13 protein-coding genes are annotated in these 16549 nt (G+C 40.5%); all 13 read left to right on the plus strand.

Annotated features, from left to right (window positions below; genetic code table 11):
• Positions 1–106 precede the first annotated feature (106 nt).
• The 13 genes from BIZ38_RS01435 (at position 107) to BIZ38_RS01495 (ending at position 16548) form a co-directional block, all read left to right on the plus strand.
• Positions 107–745 carry a heme acquisition protein HasA gene (locus tag BIZ38_RS01435; RefSeq protein ID WP_187489367.1) on the plus strand — a complete coding sequence of 213 codons (639 nt, stop codon included), beginning with the start codon at positions 107–109 and terminating at the stop codon, positions 743–745.
• A 54-nt stretch (positions 746–799) separates the two neighbouring features.
• Positions 800–2695, plus strand: a complete 1896-nt coding sequence (locus BIZ38_RS01440; protein WP_187489368.1) for a hypothetical protein — start codon at positions 800–802, stop codon at positions 2693–2695.
• Positions 2692–4404, plus strand: a complete 1713-nt coding sequence (locus BIZ38_RS01445; RefSeq protein WP_187489369.1) for a type I secretion system permease/ATPase — start codon at positions 2692–2694, stop codon at positions 4402–4404. The genes BIZ38_RS01440 and BIZ38_RS01445 overlap by 4 nt, the downstream gene beginning before the upstream one ends.
• Positions 4401–5684, plus strand: a complete 1284-nt coding sequence (locus BIZ38_RS01450) for an HlyD family type I secretion periplasmic adaptor subunit (protein WP_187489370.1) — start codon at positions 4401–4403, stop codon at positions 5682–5684. The genes BIZ38_RS01445 and BIZ38_RS01450 overlap by 4 nt, the downstream gene beginning before the upstream one ends.
• Before the next feature lie 112 nt (positions 5685–5796).
• Positions 5797–6312 carry a sigma-70 family RNA polymerase sigma factor gene (locus tag BIZ38_RS01455; RefSeq protein WP_187489371.1) on the plus strand — a complete coding sequence of 172 codons (516 nt, stop codon included), beginning with the start codon at positions 5797–5799 and terminating at the stop codon, positions 6310–6312.
• A 5-nt stretch (positions 6313–6317) separates the two neighbouring features.
• Positions 6318–7298: a DUF4880 domain-containing protein gene (locus BIZ38_RS01460; protein WP_054553566.1), complete on the plus strand. Its 981-nt coding sequence runs from the start codon at positions 6318–6320 to the stop codon at positions 7296–7298.
• A 77-nt stretch (positions 7299–7375) separates the two neighbouring features.
• The gene (locus BIZ38_RS01465; RefSeq protein WP_187489372.1) at positions 7376–10078 is read left to right on the plus strand and encodes a TonB-dependent receptor; all 2703 of its coding nucleotides are present in this window, start codon (positions 7376–7378) and stop codon (positions 10076–10078) included.
• Positions 10079–10107: 29 nt separating this feature from the next.
• Positions 10108–12543: a PKD domain-containing protein gene (locus BIZ38_RS01470; RefSeq protein ID WP_187489373.1), complete on the plus strand. Its 2436-nt coding sequence runs from the start codon at positions 10108–10110 to the stop codon at positions 12541–12543.
• Positions 12544–12943: 400 nt separating this feature from the next.
• Positions 12944–14242, plus strand: coding sequence for a methyl-accepting chemotaxis protein (locus tag BIZ38_RS01475; RefSeq protein WP_138599174.1), 1299 nt, complete (start codon positions 12944–12946; stop codon positions 14240–14242).
• Positions 14243–14758: 516 nt separating this feature from the next.
• Positions 14759–15091 (plus strand): type IV pilin protein, encoded by a 333-nt coding sequence (locus tag BIZ38_RS01480; RefSeq protein WP_171041538.1) that lies wholly within the window; start codon positions 14759–14761, stop codon positions 15089–15091.
• The gene (locus tag BIZ38_RS01485) at positions 15085–15546 is read left to right on the plus strand and encodes a Tfp pilus assembly protein FimT/FimU (protein ID WP_187489375.1); all 462 of its coding nucleotides are present in this window, start codon (positions 15085–15087) and stop codon (positions 15544–15546) included. Before BIZ38_RS01480 ends, BIZ38_RS01485 begins: the two co-directional genes overlap by 7 nt.
• Complete coding sequence (locus tag BIZ38_RS01490; protein WP_138599176.1) at positions 15530–15946, plus strand: prepilin-type N-terminal cleavage/methylation domain-containing protein; 417 nt, start codon at positions 15530–15532, stop codon at positions 15944–15946. Before BIZ38_RS01485 ends, BIZ38_RS01490 begins: the two co-directional genes overlap by 17 nt.
• Complete coding sequence (locus tag BIZ38_RS01495) at positions 15943–16548, plus strand: PilW family protein (RefSeq protein WP_138599177.1); 606 nt, start codon at positions 15943–15945, stop codon at positions 16546–16548. Before BIZ38_RS01490 ends, BIZ38_RS01495 begins: the two co-directional genes overlap by 4 nt.
• Position 16549 lies beyond the last annotated feature (1 nt).

The raw sequence follows: 16549 nt of genomic DNA on the forward strand, positions 1-16549 counted from the left end.
ATTAGCAACCAGTTTTGCTAATTAACCCAGTCATATCAATCTGGCGCGCAATTGATATGACTATTTCAGACCTCTAGGTCATTACAAAAACAGAAAAGGAAATATTATGTCTATACAAGTTTCATATGGTGCAAATTATAGCTACGGCAGTTTAAATGACTTTTTCACCTACGCAAGTGAGTTTTTTACCGATACAACTTACGATGAAAGCATTGGTAGTTTCGCTGGTACTGAAAACCCTGATCCTATTGTTGATTTAGGTTTTTGGGGGAGCTTTGGCACATTCTCTGGCACGCAATTTGTGCAAGAAGGCACTTCAAGCGATGGCAGCCTAGGCTTTATCATTCAGGCTGCTGATGGTTCTTACTTAGATTACACCTTCTTCTCTAGCCCCTCTCATACAATTTACGGTGAAATTGCCTCAATTTCCTTTGGTTACGGCATCACTCAAGATGCTAACGGTGAATACAGCTTCACTGATGAGTTAGTTAGTTTCGATGGTCTAGATACCATAGGCTTAAATGCCGGTATTGATGCAAGCGGCAATGTGATTGACCGTACAACCGGTGACAATACCACCCATAACATTGTTGATGGCTTAAAAGATGCGGAGTTTGATTACTTCACTACTTTACTATCTGACAATGGAATTGACTTAACCCTAAACGACACTGGTGCTGCTAGCTTTGCATCACTTGACACTATTGGTGTTTCAAGCTTTGTCGAATACGAACTCGTTGCATAATCTAACTGCACTGTAGCTTTGCTGCAGTGCTACTTAAAACTTATTGAGCTAGCTATGAAAACACTCTGCATTTTTTTATTCACTTTGCCGCTTTCTTGTTTTGCTACCACGGCGGTTGACTATGTTAGTGTAAATTACCTGACTTCACTTCATTATAGTGGCCCTGAAGGTTGGCCTACGGCAGGGAAACCCTATGCACCCCCTATCTATAATGCTGAGCGAGACCAACTGCTGGGAATATCATCCACAGGACATGTAGATATTTTTGGTAACGACACTAGGGCAGCAAATATGTGGGGGCTGGCGCCGGTGCAAGGTCATTATTTTTCATTGGCTAAAGATATTAAATCATACGTGGGTTTTGCTGAGCATCCACAGCTCGATAGGCTTTATAGTATTGATTTAGATGGTAACATTTTTTATGTCCACTCAGATGGCAGTAATAAAAATATTGTTTTTGATAACAGTGAGGAAGAGCTTAGCAGTCAACCTAACGTTCAGCCTATTTTTGATCAGCAGGGGAGGCTACTGTTTATAGACACAGACGGCGAATCTTACTCGCGGTTAATGCGCTTAGACGCCGATAACACCCTGATTGAACTGCATAGTTTTAACAATAACCCGCATGGCTATTATACTGGTGCGGGAGGTATGTTATTGAGTGGTAATACATTATTTGGCTATTTGGCCTACCCCAGAGGCACACCATTTTTAGATACACTCTCGATTGATGATGATTTTATTGTCGGCGCCCTCTACGCAATGGACTTAAGTAACGACCCAGTACAAAGCCCTGAAATTATACACGAGTTTACCTTAGCCGAGGGAGAAGTTCCGTGGACAAGAGGTGAAGCTGCGCGTATAGCCACCTATTTGGTTGAAGACCAACAAGGTTATTTATACGGCACCACGTCGGTAGGTACGTGTAAAACAAAAGGAATAATCGTTCACAATCAGCAAGAGGCAAAATTTGATAATGGCATTTGTGGTGGTAGCTATGACTTATATTCTGTGACCGATAAAGAAAACCTCATCCATACAGAATATCCTCATTATGATGGCAGTAACCCTTTTGGCTCTGTATTTAGAGTAAAAAAAGATGGTTCTGATTTTGTGTTAGTGCATACATTTAGTGACCTAGATGGCAGTCAGCCCCGCGGACCAATGGCGATTACGGACAATGGCTACCTTTATGGTACAACGATGGGGGGCGGTGTCCATAAAGATGAAGTTATAAACGTAAAGCAAGGTAACCCATATCCTTCACAATTTGGGGAAGTAACAGGGAATGGCACCATTTATCGCATTCGCCTCGCAGATATTAAAGTTGAAAATGGCGTGGTCGTTGAAAGTGGTTTTGAACATGTACACTCTTTTAAAGCGGGGATAGATGTTGATGCCGACGGCAAAGTGCCAACCGGTATTATGTTAGCTGCAAACGGTAACTTATACGGCACCACCTTATATGGTGGCCGAGGGTACACCGATAATTCTGGTAATAAATACCTCAATGATAAATTCGGTACTGTATTTGAAGTAGATTTAAGTGCTCAACAGCCGACAGGCTCAGTGTCAATTAGCATAACTCCAGGGTCTATAAAGCAAGGAGAGCAAGCCGAAGTGACTTGGTCTAGTTTCAATGCAACAGACTGTAAAGCAACGGGGGAAACAGTGATTGGCGACTGGCAACCTGATTCGCCACTAGAGCCGCAAGGCAGTATGGTTATTTCGCCACAGACAGGGGTTTATACATTGACAGTTAATTGTAAGGATAGCGATGTGAATAGTCGTTTTGCTGCCCTAGCAACCTTGTATGTGGATGCAGAAGCCAAAGCAAAAGACAGTGAATCACTTAGCTATGGTAATGGCGGCAGTTTAGACTGGCGTTGGCTGTTTTTGTTTACTGCGGCAGCATTGTTTAAACCAGTTCGTACAACGAGGTTTAAATGAACGCTTCGCAAGCGCTTAGTAAACCACTTAAAGATGCTTTAAAGCTGCAAATGCGCAGTTTTTATCATGTTGCAGGGTTTAGTGCGGTCATTAATGTATTAATGCTGTTGCCTGCAATCTACATGTTGCAGGTTTATGATCGCGTTTTGAGCTCAGCAAATTTAGACACCTTATGGCTAATCTCTTCGATGGTTGCGGTATTTTTCTTATTAATGGGGGGGCTGGAGTGGATCCGAAGCCGAGTATTAATAAGCATTAGTCAACAATTTGATAAAACTTTACACAACCGTGTATTTAATGCGTTATATCAGCATCAACTTAAAACTGGTAACGCTAACTCAGGACTACTGATTAACGATCTTAATCAAGTTCGTCAGTTTATGACAGGGAGTAGCGTGTTTGCCTTTTTTGATGCGCCTTGGGCGCCTATTTTCTTAGTCATTCTGTTCTTTTTTCACCCTTTATTGGGCACGCTCGCATTGGTTGGTAGTTTAGTGTTATTTGCTTTGGCTTTAGCAAATGAATTATGGGCTAAACAGTCTCTACTTTTAGCCTCACAAGCAACTACAAATGCTAACAGACTCGCCAGCGATATCATTAATAATGCCGAAGTTGCTCAAGCCATGGGTATGCAGCAAAATTTACAAGAACGATGGCAGTCAGAGCACTGGGCTGGAATTTGCCATCAAAGTGAAGCGAGTAATTTAAGTTCTGTTCTTACTGCAACCAGTAAAGTTTTACGACTCGCATTACAGTCAATGATGCTAGGTGCAGGCGCATGGTTAGCTGTTGAGGGAGAAATAACAGCTGGAATGATGATTGCGGGCTCTATTTTGGCAGGACGCATGCTCTCGCCAGTTGAGCAATTGGTTGGTGCTTTTAAACAATGGCAATCAGTTAAGCAATCACAACAACGTTTAAATGGCTTGTTATGTCAATATCCATCAGTAAAGGAAGGGGTTTGTTTACCTAAACCAAGCGGTAAATTAACCATTGAGAACGCCACTTTAATCCCACCAATGGCTCAGCATCCTGTTCTTAAAAATATTAGTTTTGAGCTTGAACCCGCAGAAATTTTGGCCATTATAGGCCCCTCAGGTGCTGGTAAATCATCAATTGCGAGAATGCTATGCGGTATTTGGGAGCCGCGTATAGGTAAAGTGCGTTTAGATGGCGCAGATGTATTTCAGTGGAATAAACAAAGCTTAGGCCCTTTTATTGGTTATTTACCACAGAATGTGAGCCTTTTTGCAGGCAGTATCGCGCAAAATATTGCGCGATTTGGCGAGGTGGAAGATCACTTGGTGATTAAAGCCGCGAAGTTGGCTGGGGTCCATGACATGATACTCAAGTTAAGTAATGGTTATGAAACGCAACTAGGTGAAGCAGGAACCGGTTTATCGGGCGGCGAAAAACAGCGCATAGGCCTTGCAAGAGCTGTGTATGCTGATCCTAAGGTGGTTATTTTAGATGAAGCAAATGCGAATTTAGATGATAGCGGTGAGGCTGCATTAGCAGCAACAATCAAAACGTTAAAGCAAGCTGGCAGTAGTGTGATATTCATAACTCACAGAGCGAATATTTTAGCTATGAGCGATAAAATTTTGTTACTAAACAAAGGCCATGTTCAGGCATTTGGCGCTAAAGAAAACGTATTAAACGCCATGCAAAGAGCCAAACAAAGTCAACAGGGAGTGGCAATAGCATGAATGCTCAACACGGCATAGCAGGTCGTAAATACATTCTTTGGGGCTGGATTATGACGGCACTAAGTTTGGGTGTTTTTTTACTTTGGGGAGCCTTTGCACCACTGGATAAAGGTGCTGTGATTGAAGGTCAAGTTATTGTATCTGGAAGAAAAAAACAAATACAAGCTCCACAAAGTGGGGTGCTTGCCCAGTTGTTAGTGCAAAATGGTCAGTGGGTTGAGAAAAATCAGCCTTTAGTGATCCTCGATAACCGAGTCGCTAAAAGTCAGCTTGAGGCCGCAACAACTCAATACTATATGGCACTGGCAGAAAAAGAACGTTTATTTGCTGAGTTTACACAAACGCCGAAGTTGCACTATTCATCAGCGCTAACCGAAATAGCATTACCACAAGCCGAAGAGGCTATGCGCTTGCATCAGCAATTGTTTGTACAAAGAAAAGCAACGCAGGATGCTAAACTCTTACTGTTAGAAAATAACAAACACACTACGCAATCGAGAATTTCAGGCCTACAAAATGTGGTTGCCAGTCAGCAACAGCAATTGGCGGTATATAAAAACTGGCTTAGAGACACACAAGCTTTAGTTGATAAAGGCTATCAATCACAAGAAAAACTTTATCAATTACAAGCACAAGCTGCGGAGATCAGCGCTGATTCAGCAAATTCACAAGCAGAACTAAAAGCACAACAGGCCAGGTTATTAGAGCAAGACACTCAATTACTACAGACAATAAAAGCTTACAAACAAGATCTCAGTCAACAGATGGCTACCAATCAAGCAAGTATTAGTCATTTCAAACAGCAGATCATTACGTCTCAATTTAGCCTGGATAATAGTGAAGTTCGCGCACCAGCAGCGGGGCAAGTCGTAGGCCTTAATGCGTTTGGTGATGTAGTATCCCAATCACAATTATTAATGGAAATAATGCCTAAAGGCCAAACTCTTATTGTCGATGCGAAAGTACCAGTTCATCTAATTGATAGCATCTTACTTGGTCAAGAAGTTGATTTGCTATTTAATGCTTTTAATACCAGCACCACGCCAAAGGTAAAAGGCAATATAGATAGCCTGACACAAGATATTGTCAACGACCAACGAACTGGGCAACCTTATTATCAAGTAACTATTCGCGTCAATGAACAAGCGCTGCTAAAAGATTTGGTGTTACAGCCAGGGATGCCAGTTCAAGCATTTGTTAAAAATGGAGAGCGTTCGATGCTGAGTTATTTGTTTAAACCTTTAATTGATCGTATTCCTCATGCAATGGCTGATAATTAAAAAGAATTTCACTTTAATTAATAATTAAGAAGGTTTACCTAATAAATTAGCTTGAATGAGAATGATTATTGTTTATAATGTCCGCCTGCCACGCAACGGGACTTTGTAAATTTTGACTAGCAAGACCACTAACAGAACTGGGTTCAACTCGCTGTATCAAGAACACCACGAATGGTTAGTTCGTTGGATTGCTAAGCGAACAAGTAGTGCTGATAATGCTCAGGATCTGGCGCAAGATACGTTTATAAAATTGTTAAATAAGCCAATGCTTTATGATGATATGTGTAGCCCTCGTGCCTGGCTTACGAAAGTTGCTGGTAACTTGATGACAGATCAATTACGCAGGCAAGTGCTTGAACGTAATTATCAAAGCATGCTCGAATCAATGCCTGAGTCTGACTACTTTTCGCCCGAAGAGCAATTAGAGTTGCTTAACTTACTTGAGCAAATTGACAAGTTACTCACGGGTTTGAAAGCAAAAGAAAAAAAAGCTTTTTTAATGGTTAGATTGGATGGCATGAGTTATAAAGATGTCGCAAGCGAACTAAAAGTAAGTTTATCTTCAGTCGAAAAATATATCGCTAAAGCAACACTACAGTGCTACCAACTTGTTTATTTTGACAGCTAAATCTGATGAATTTTAGACTCAATCACAATCAAGCTCATATTCCAGAACACATAGTTCAACAAGCAATTCGATGGCAAATTAAAATTGAATCTGGCAGCATCAGTGAGGCAGAGCAGGCACATTTTGTGAAGTGGCGCAGTGCAGATCCATTACATGAGCTGGCATGTGCTCGGTTACTACACCTTGATAAAGCATTTAGTGATGTTGCTGTTAAGTCCGCCGGGTATGCACGAGAAACATTACAAAAAACAGACCATGAAATTGATAATCTGCAGCGTAGACGTTTGCTCAAAAGCGCGCTTGGTACGACACTAAGTGTAGCCGGTGTGGCTTTTTTAGTTGAGCAGCAAGGCGTTCGTCATTATTTAAGTGCCGATTTATCAACCAGGGATAGTCGCGAAGAATTTACTATTTTCAAAAATAGCCAACTGTGGTTAAACCGCCATAGCACGGTAGAAATTGATGAGCACAAGAGTAATTCTATTACGCTCACGCAAGGTGAGTTATTTTTAAAAACCGCAGCTATTGATGCACCAGTACAACTGCACACTCCGCATGGTGTATTTGCTACTCAAAACGCAGAAGTATTTGTTCGTCATGAGGCAAGCCATGCGATTGTACAAGTAAACAAAGGCCTACTGCATTATAGTGCAGCGGCAGGTGAAAACAGTTTATCCCTACAAGCAGGCTCAACGTATCAACTCTTTTCCAATAAACAATTTACGTTAAATTCTGGGGTTTTTGATTACAGTAGTTGGCGTCAAAATCTACTCACTGCCAGAGCCATGCCGCTTGCCGATTTTTTACACGAATTGGCTCGTTATCGAAGCGGCCATATTCGTTGCCATCCAAGTTTAAACGACACGCTAATTTCTGGTGTATTTCAGCTTTCAGATACAGATTTAATTTTATCAACTGTTGCACAATCAGTGGGTGCAAAGCTTAACTATCTGACCCGTTTCTGGGCTGAAATTTTGCCAAAGTAAAATAATTCTCATTTATTTTTACGGCTTTTCATTTTTCGTTCGGCTTTATAGGTATGTAACGAAAAAAGGAAACTCACATGCCGTCTCGTGTATTGCTTACTAGCTGTGCCATATTTGTTTCGAGCCTGTTGTCTGTGGCCCCAATTTATGCGGCGCAATCATCAGCTAGTTCAGCTAATTTCACATTAGTTCAATTTGACTTACCTGCAGGTAATCTAGGTGATTCATTAACGCTGCTTTCACGACAAGCAGGGATCACACTGAGCTTTGATGAGCAAATCGTAAAAAATATCTCTGTATTAGAGCTTAAAGGACGCTACAGCACAGAAACTGCTTTAAATAAACTTTTACAATCAACCTCATTAGAAGCGTTTTTGATTGCTCAAAACGCTTGGATCATTAAAGCAAAGCCACAATCAGATGTGATTGCTCTTGATACTATTCAAGTTCAGGGACAACACAATAAACTAAAAAATAAAACCTATACCGAGGCAAAATCGGTAAACGTCATCACTCAGCAAGATATTGAACGATTTCGCGGTACCAGTGTTGGCGATATATTCCAAGGTACACCTGGGGTATTAGTCAGTGAGAACCGTAACTCAGGTGGTTTAGACATCAATATCCGCGGTATGCAAGGTCAAGGCCGTGTGCCAGTTATTATTGATGGAAGTCGCCAAGAAACAACTGTTTATCGAGGGTATTCAGGTGTCTCTAGCCGCAGTTATATTGACCCTGATTTAATTGGCTCAATGACGATTAGTAAAGGCCCTGTTATGGACGCGCAAGGGACCGGTGCGACGGGCGGATTAGTAAGTGTTAGCACTCTTAATGCAGACGATATTGTCAAAGAAGGTGAGCTGTCAGGTGTACGTTTAAGAGCGAGTGCTATTGGTAATAGCTCAAACGCACCTCAGCCTGGAACCTATGCAGGCTATTATCTCCCTCGTAATGCTTATCGCTCAGACTGTCGCTTTCCAACTTATTGTACTGAACAGTACTTGATGCCTGAGCATTTTGCCCCAGAAGAAGGAATGGACAGGCCTAGTTTGTTAGAGTTTGCGAGTTACGCGGGGAGTGTCGCTGCAGCAAAACGCTTTAGTTGGGGTGACTTAGTTGGTGCTTACGCTAAGCGTGAACAAGGCAATTATTATGCAGGTAGCCATGGCCCTAAACCCGAATTGATTTATGGTGAGCCGGTTAAAATGGCTTGGTATACCGAGACCCCAGTGTCAGTGGAAGGTGCGTCAAGATTTCGTGCTAATGAGCGTATACCAAATACAAATTTCAATAGTGAGTCGGTATTACTTAAAACGAACTTGGTGATGCCAAAAGATCATAGCTTAGAGATGAGTTATATCCTTTATAACAGCGAATATGGCGAAATGATGCCTTCGCAAATTCGCTCTTTTGGTCAAGCAAGACAATGGCTTGACAGCGAAGTAACAAACCATACCTATACATTAAAATACAAATGGCAACCGCTTACTTATGATTGGGCCGACTTTTCGGCTAATTTGTGGCACACAGATGCGATTACAGATTTAAATACGCCAGATGTCGGCTCGGTGGATATTGCCGATAACATAGCTCGAAAAGATGACTATCAGCGTTGGGGTGCTGAATTTAGTAATAAAATGATGTTTTACGATCATGGCGAACTTGCATTGAGCTATGGCATTGCTGGGCAGTGGGAAGATATGGATACCGACACGCCCCAAACAGAAGGTTTTTATGCTGGTTCAAGAAGCGGTTGGCGTAAAGAGTTTAGTGCTTTTAGCGCCGTCGATTGGCAGATTACAAAGCAGTGGCAATTAGAAGCAGGATTACGCTTTAGTCATTTCTCTTCAAAAGATAATAATCCTTTAGAGCTTAAGCCCAATGATCCCGCATGCACACCTGATGGGCAAGGAGGCTGTGTCCCTGTCAATTATCAGAATAGTCACTCAGGTAGTGCGCCGCTTATTGCTTTAACATGGCAAGCGTTAGACGGTCTTCAATTATACATTAGACACGCAGAAGCTTTACGCATGCCAAGCTTGTTTGAAAGTACTTCGGGCTGGTCTGTGAGCCCTGTGCTTGATATCCCTCTGAAACCCGAGCATGCCAAAAACCAAGAATTGGGTATTAATTATTTAAACGAAAAAATAGCGAATAACACAGAGCAACTGGCTATCAAGCTTGCCTATTTCGAGAATCATGTAGATGACTATTTGACTCGAACACAACCAAATGCATGGGAGCAATCACAAGGCGGTATGCTCGATTTTTTCCGCATGCGCAATATCGACAGTTTAGATCTTAATGGTGTTGAGTTGAACTTTAGTTACACAACACCTTTTTGGTTAGTTGAATTAAGTGGCACTAAATATTCCCATATTGAAGTGTGTAATGTTGGTAGCTATGTACGCTATTACTGTAATGACTGGGGGATCCCTGAGAGCTACATCAATAATATGATCCCCCCTAACTGGCATGCCAGCATGCATTTAGGCTTACGTCTTTTTGATCAAAAATTCGAGACTGGTTTACGCGCTACCTTTATGGGCGAGAGAAACTCAATTCCTCGATACAACGCACCAACAGGTTTTAATGAGCCTGTGCTATGGCACAGCTATAACCTTTTAGATTTCTACAGTTCATACCAATTTAACGATACGGCGACCCTTGATTTTACTATCGATAATATTACCGATCGTTACTACTTAGACGCATTGAGCTTAGGACTTGTGCCAGCCCCAGGGCGCACAGCCAAGCTTAGCTTAACTTTACAATTTTAATTGCCAGAAAAACCTGCAAGGAGACCCCGATGAAATTGATGCTACATACATTCACTGCTATAGGGCTAGCTTTAGCGCTAACCGCTTGTGGTGGAGGTGGTGGTAACGACGATAGCACCCCTGTTGTTGTTGAACAAAAACCGACGGCTGTTATCACTAGCAGTACAGAACAAACAACGTTTTCACTTAAAGATGGTGCAGTACAAATTCAACTAAGTGCTGATCAAAGTAGTAGCGCTGATAACAAAGAACTTAGTTATCAATGGCAACTTATTTCTCGCCCAGAACAAAGTGAAGCAGCTTTAATCAGTAACGATAGTCTTAGCACCGATTTTGTGGCTGATCTTCCTGGTGAATATGTCATTAGTCTTATTGTTAATGATGGTGTTAATAACAGTGAAGCAACACGCATTACGTTTAATGCAACATCACCATATCCGACAGCAATCACTGAGCCTGTATACAGTGTAAGTTTGGGCACAACGAGTGTCGGCCTAGATGCAAGTGCCAGTTTACCTCCTACAGGCGAGACAGGCAGTTTAGATTATCAATGGAAGATTGTTGAAAAACCGGCTGAGAGTGCGGGTTATTTAAGCAATGAAACACTTAGTTTAGCTACTCTATTTGTTGATGTAGCTGGAGATTACAAACTAGAGTTGGTTGTTTATTACGGAAATATTGCCAGTGAACCAAAAACGGTTACCGTAACTGTTTCATCAGGTAATGCTCCACCTGTTGCGATTGCTGACGATGTGACGGTTAAGCTTGGGCAAACAGTCACGCTTGATGCATCACAAAGTAATGACCCTGAAGGAGCGTCTTTACAATACCGTTGGAAATGGGCTTACAGTCCTGTTGAACCAGATGCTATTCCATTACCTGAATTAACAGGAAGAACAACAGATACACTTACTTTTACGCCAGCTGCAGCGGGAGAGTATTCATTGGTACTGTTTGTGTTTGATGGTGCAAGAAAAAGCGAAGAGCGTGAAGTTCTTGTAACTGTAGAGAAAGATCCTGAGTCTAATGAAAACAAAGCGCCCGTTGGCGAGTTACTCGCAACAGGCTATTTCCCTTCTTATAGTATTGGTGAACAAGAAGTTGGTTTACGCGCTGAGTTTAATTTTTCAGGCTATGATCCAGAAGGTGAAGCTTTGCAAATAATCAGTGCGGAACTTATAGAAAAGCCAGAAACAAGTACTGTTGAGTTAGTTGATATTGGTTCTTGGAAGCCAATGGGCAAAAAGATCCAAAAGCTTGATGTTGTAGGCATGTATAAAGTACGAATGGTTGTATCTGATGGTGTTAATCAACTAACAACCAATGCAACAATGGAAGCTAAAATTGGTAATGTTAATGGGCAGCCTTCAACACGCGGTGTAGATGCTCAATCTAAATCAGTGATTGTAGGTGATGCACTCGTATTCGATGCATCAAGTGAAGACCCAAATGATGATCCAATGACATTCCATTGGGAACTTGTTGATCGTCCAGATGGCAGTAACGCGGTTATTGAGCCAGTTATTGAACCTGAAACCCAAGAGTATCGCCGTGCTCGCGTGGTTACTGACGTACCAGGCTCATATACTGCGCGCTTGATTGTTGAAGATGACCGCGGACTTTTTGCAAAAACTTATGCAGAAGATGATGGCCTTGCGAAACTTACCAATACTGCGCCTGAAATTCGTTCAGTTGTGTGGGCACGTAGCTGGGGGAGATTGCAGCCAGGTGAAGATTACTATCAAATCTTACCGTGTATGTCATTATTACATCGCCCTGTTACGGTTGATGCTGATGGTGACGAAGTATTCACCCATGAAGAGTTAATTAGCACGCCTGAAGGTGGAGAATTCACAAGTTACCCTGATGAAGCTGATTGTCCTGCCACACGCGGTCAAGTGTTTACCAAACCAGGTACTTATACATTCCGTTATTCAGCGACTGATTTAATAGACGATGCACCACAATATGATTTTGTTGTTAAAGTTGACCCATTATCAGAAGCGAAAGGTGTTCGCTTACGAAGCATTAATGAAGATGGCGAAAGCTTATGGCACCCACTACCGTATGAAACAATTCCACCATTTGCAAATGGCTTTAGTGCAAGCTCGCGTCCATTCTTAGAAGAAGGCTATGTGCAGTGGGAGCTAAGTGCTATGGACAGTGCCTATACAGTTGAAAATGTTAAGGTGAGCCATATTAATGGTGGTCTTGCGAGTCTTACCCCTCGTTTTGAAAACCTGTATGAAGGACGTGTTATTCAACAAGGCGAAAGTTTAGCATTTCAAACCGTAGTACCTGCAGTGCCTTGTATTCGTAATGACGATAAGTCTGAAGGCTTCCATTTCTCTTTCAATATTAGAGAAATCCCAGAAATTACTTATGTATACGAAATATGGCGCACAGCCGATGAAGACAGTCTTTTCAATGAGTGGGAAGAGTGTGAAGAAGGCCAGCTAAATTAAACAGCCAAATTAAAAACTTAAACAAGCGAACCTTCGGGTTCGCTTTCTTAATATTACCTCTTCCACGTTCCTTTAGACGATATCGTAAATCAAACAAACGCATTCAGAATCCACTCTGATAATACTAGTGAGGGAATTGTACGCAAATATACTTTTCCATTGTGATAATGCAAAAGCGTATTGCTAACGATAATTAAAGGCTCTGAAATAGAAAAAGTGATCTTTTATAATCCTTGAGCAGAAAATAAGCTCTTTGCAAACTATGCTTGGAGCTAACTTACATAGTTTCTAACCTCTCTTTGTACCCATTCATCTTAATATACTATTTAATAAGCTATTATATTTGTATGATAATAAAGTCACTCAAATCTTGAGTTCATAATCCAAAGGAACATACCTAATGTGGTTTACTAATCGCAAACTTTTATCTGAAAATATTTATTTAAAAGAGCAGGTTGCAGAATACGAAAATATAAAGCATGAGCTCAAAGAAGAGATGTTGTATTTTTTACTGAACAAAAATAGCACCATTATTGAAGTAAATGAACGATTTGCAGCAGCGCTAGATTTCAAAGCAAATGATCTAATAGGTAAAACCCTAAATGATTTGCTCCTAAAAAAATCAATTAAAAAACCCCACACACAAAAATTACTCTCGGCAATAATTAAGTTAAACCATTGGCACGGCGCCTTACAATTACAAACTAATACAGGTCGTGAACTGTGGCTTAGAAGCATTTTACAGCCAATAAATGGCGAACTTGCCGTGTATTCAGCTGAACTTACAAGAACTATATCTCAATCTAGAGAGAAGGAAGATATGCTTATTGCTCTCAGTCGTTCTTCTGCGGTGATTGAATTTAGCCTAGATGGCGTAATACTCAACGCTAATGATAACTTTTTGAATGCCATGGGGTACTCTCAAAATCAAATTCTAGGAAAGCACCACAGTATGTTTTGTGATCGACATGAAGTTGAATCGAATGCCTATCAGCAGTTTTGGTCTGAACTTAAGCAAGGGCGCTTCATTTCAGACCGCTTTAAAAGGATTGATAGTCACGGTAATGAGGTATGGCTTGAAGCCTCATATAACCCAATTCATGATGACAATGGTGATTTATATAAAGTTGCTAAGTTTGCGACTGTCATTACAGATCAAATGAGAAGAGAACAAGCAATCTCACAAACAGCAGAGATTGCTTACGATATTTCAAAGCAAACAGACGCAGATGCAGAAAACGGTTTAGAAGTTGTAAAGCAAACAATATCAACGATGAATGCCTTGTCTAAGAAACTCGAAACAGCCAGTGAAGGTATCAATAAATTAGATGTACAGTCAGCTAAAGTAGCTCAACTAGTTGATAGTATAAAAGGTATTGCTGACCAAACTAATCTACTTGCTCTCAATGCTGCAATAGAAGCAGCAAGAGCAGGAGAGCAAGGACGCGGGTTCTCTGTTGTGGCTGATGAAGTAAGACAACTTGCTTCAAGAACGAGTGCCGCTACTGAGCAGATAATAGGTGTTGTGACGGAAAATAAAGTATTAACACAAGATGCTGTAACTCAAATTGAATCTAGCCTAATAGAAGCAAAAGATGCATTAGAGTTTTCTAATAGTGCAGGTAGTGTAATCGATGATATTCAAAAAGGTGCAAAAGAAGTGGTTGAGGCCGTTAGTCAATTTAAAACGAACCTTTAGTTAAGGGCTGCCGAACAAGGGAGTAGCGTGTTACTCCTTTTTATTTACTTATCTTTAATGCAAAAAGAAGCATGACTAGTATCCCCAAAATGCGTAAACGTAAATGCTCTAAAAGTTTGTGTTAGAGGTCTTGAGTGCCAAATTTTATATAATAGTATAATATTTTCTATGTATTGAATTTAGGTAAGTAATGGTGTACTTTAGTGCTGGTTTTGAGTTTTAACTCTAATTATATCCCTTGCTGTTATTTCTTTTAACTTTCTTAGTTAATAAAGGAATGGAAGCAATATGTTTTTTAAACCAAGGATGGGTATTCAATGACTACACAATTTTTTTTATAGAAGTTGCTTTAAGACACAGTGTTCAAGAATCGCTGCTACCTCTTTACATTCGTAGCGCTACTCCATTTCTAAATAATATTACTATACCTCAATTTCTAATATGATTTGGCTTTTTATGTCTTGCGTTTATAAAAAATGCTCATTTAAGAGCGATGGTTTCACTCTTATTGAGCTTATGATTGTAATTTCAATTACAGCGATTCTTGCATCAATCGCATTTCCTGCATATCAAAATTATATTCTTCGTAGTCATGCACATGTAGCAGGAGCTGACTTAGTTGCACTATCTGTAAGTTTAGAAAACCGATTTCAACGCCGATTGAGTTACTCAGGTGCTACAGTTGATAATGTAAATTGGTATCAGTCATCTAAAAATTACACTATTAATATGAGTGTGACGGCAAACTCATACCTCCTCAAAGCAACTAATTCTGATTGCGTATTAACTTTATCCAACACCGGTTCACGAACACTGTCTGGTAATTGTGGTGGGTTGAAGTCTTGGTAAAAAAACAATCGGGTTTATCTCTCATTGAGCTGATGATAGTAATAACAATTATTGGTTTTTTGGTATTAGTAGTCGTTCCTTTTACTCAATCTTGGATATATGAAGCTCAAGTTAATAACGCAAGAAGTTTACTTGCGAATGGGTATAGTCAAGCCAAGGCATTGGCATTACGTAACCCACAAAATTCACAGGGGGATTTAGCATCATCTGCATGCGTTAAATTAGCAGATGGGGTGCTTCAGGTAAGAGAACCTGAAGGTTCCTTATGTTCTGGAAATATCGTTTGGCAGGGGGACTGGCCTGAAGGTGTTTCTTTACTTCGAAGTAACAATCGCCTTACGGTATTTTTTATTAATAATCGAGGCTTAATACTGAAAAATGATCTGCAGGTTGGTGATAATCTAACGTTTACTCTCAATAAAGGAGCTGTTTCTTACAATGGGGCTTTTTACTAAAGGATTAGTGCTTCAAAGAGGGTCCTCTTTGATCGAAGCGATGGTCGCTATGTTAATCTTGGCAATTTTATTTCTCGGTATTGCACAAGTTTTAGGTCGAGGTTTAGTGAGCCAACGCTATATGAATACATATAGTTTAGCGCTATTGGAAATGCGCGAACGCCTTCAACAACATAATGATGTAACTCTTTGTAGTAATCCTGGAAATCTCAGTTGGGTTGGGAATATTCAGTTAGTTGCAAGGTGTGATGAGAATGATGTAACTATTGGTGTTAATGGCGCCAATGTATCTGTAAAAACAAATGTTTTAACGCTATCAACGAATGGAGACGAAGAATCACAAGCATTTTTTGGAGCTGATGGCGTTATTCGAATATCGGAAAGTTCGAGTATAAAATGAAGAAACAAGGCGGTTTCACTTTAATTAGTTTACTAGTTGGCTTGCTAATCTCCTCATTCCTACTAATAGGAATGATGATGGTATATAGAAACACTATCCAAGTTGTTGTTCCAGCTTCTGAATCTTCTCGAAGTGATGGTGAGCGCGTTTCAGCTTTATTATCCACCAATATGATGTTACAAGCTGCAGGCTTTGGAATCGAGAATTCATCATATGGTTCTCATTTACGCATTTTCAAGAGCAGTGCTTTTGTTCCTTTGGCTACATCTGAAGGTTCTGTTGCTAGTGGTGATACTGTTTTATGGCTAAGTAAAGATTTTAATGGTACTCAATGTCGTGGGTTATCGGCAGATGGTGAAGGTGGTTTGTGGCAAGTATCATGTGACTTAGATATGCAAAATATAAAGCTTACTTCAAGACTTATTCTACCTTCCCAGTATGGAGCAGAGCAGGCCACCCCTATTACAATTATCGCTAAGAGAGTAACTTGCTATCCATTTAGTACAGATATTTCCGGTCGTTTAAAACTGGTTTTAGTATTTCATAACTCTGTTGCACGACAAATTGAAAGCTCAACATGTTTGCTGAACTTTGTTTCATAAT

This window comes from Pseudoalteromonas sp. BZK2, from assembly GCF_014349195.1.
GTDB classification, from domain to species: Bacteria; Pseudomonadota; Gammaproteobacteria; order Enterobacterales; family Alteromonadaceae; genus Pseudoalteromonas; species Pseudoalteromonas simplex.

What these genes read in the sequence shown, in the direction of transcription:
- BIZ38_RS01465 (WP_187489372.1), top strand. Translation starts at nt 7,376, where the DNA reads ATGCCGTCTCGTGTATTGCTTACTAGCTGTGCCATATTTGTTTCGAGC.
- BIZ38_RS01480 (WP_171041538.1), top strand. Translation starts at nt 14,759, where the DNA reads ATGATTGTAATTTCAATTACAGCGATTCTTGCATCAATCGCATTTCCT.
- BIZ38_RS01470 (WP_187489373.1), top strand. Translation starts at nt 10,108, where the DNA reads ATGAAATTGATGCTACATACATTCACTGCTATAGGGCTAGCTTTAGCG.
- BIZ38_RS01445 (WP_187489369.1), top strand. Translation starts at nt 2,692, where the DNA reads ATGAACGCTTCGCAAGCGCTTAGTAAACCACTTAAAGATGCTTTAAAG.
- BIZ38_RS01460 (WP_054553566.1), top strand. Translation starts at nt 6,318, where the DNA reads ATGAATTTTAGACTCAATCACAATCAAGCTCATATTCCAGAACACATA.
- BIZ38_RS01490 (WP_138599176.1), top strand. Translation starts at nt 15,530, where the DNA reads ATGGGGCTTTTTACTAAAGGATTAGTGCTTCAAAGAGGGTCCTCTTTG.
- BIZ38_RS01475 (WP_138599174.1), top strand. Translation starts at nt 12,944, where the DNA reads ATGTGGTTTACTAATCGCAAACTTTTATCTGAAAATATTTATTTAAAA.
- BIZ38_RS01435 (WP_187489367.1), top strand. Translation starts at nt 107, where the DNA reads ATGTCTATACAAGTTTCATATGGTGCAAATTATAGCTACGGCAGTTTA.
- BIZ38_RS01440 (WP_187489368.1), top strand. Translation starts at nt 800, where the DNA reads ATGAAAACACTCTGCATTTTTTTATTCACTTTGCCGCTTTCTTGTTTT.
- BIZ38_RS01495 (WP_138599177.1), top strand. Translation starts at nt 15,943, where the DNA reads ATGAAGAAACAAGGCGGTTTCACTTTAATTAGTTTACTAGTTGGCTTG.
- BIZ38_RS01450 (WP_187489370.1), top strand. Translation starts at nt 4,401, where the DNA reads ATGAATGCTCAACACGGCATAGCAGGTCGTAAATACATTCTTTGGGGC.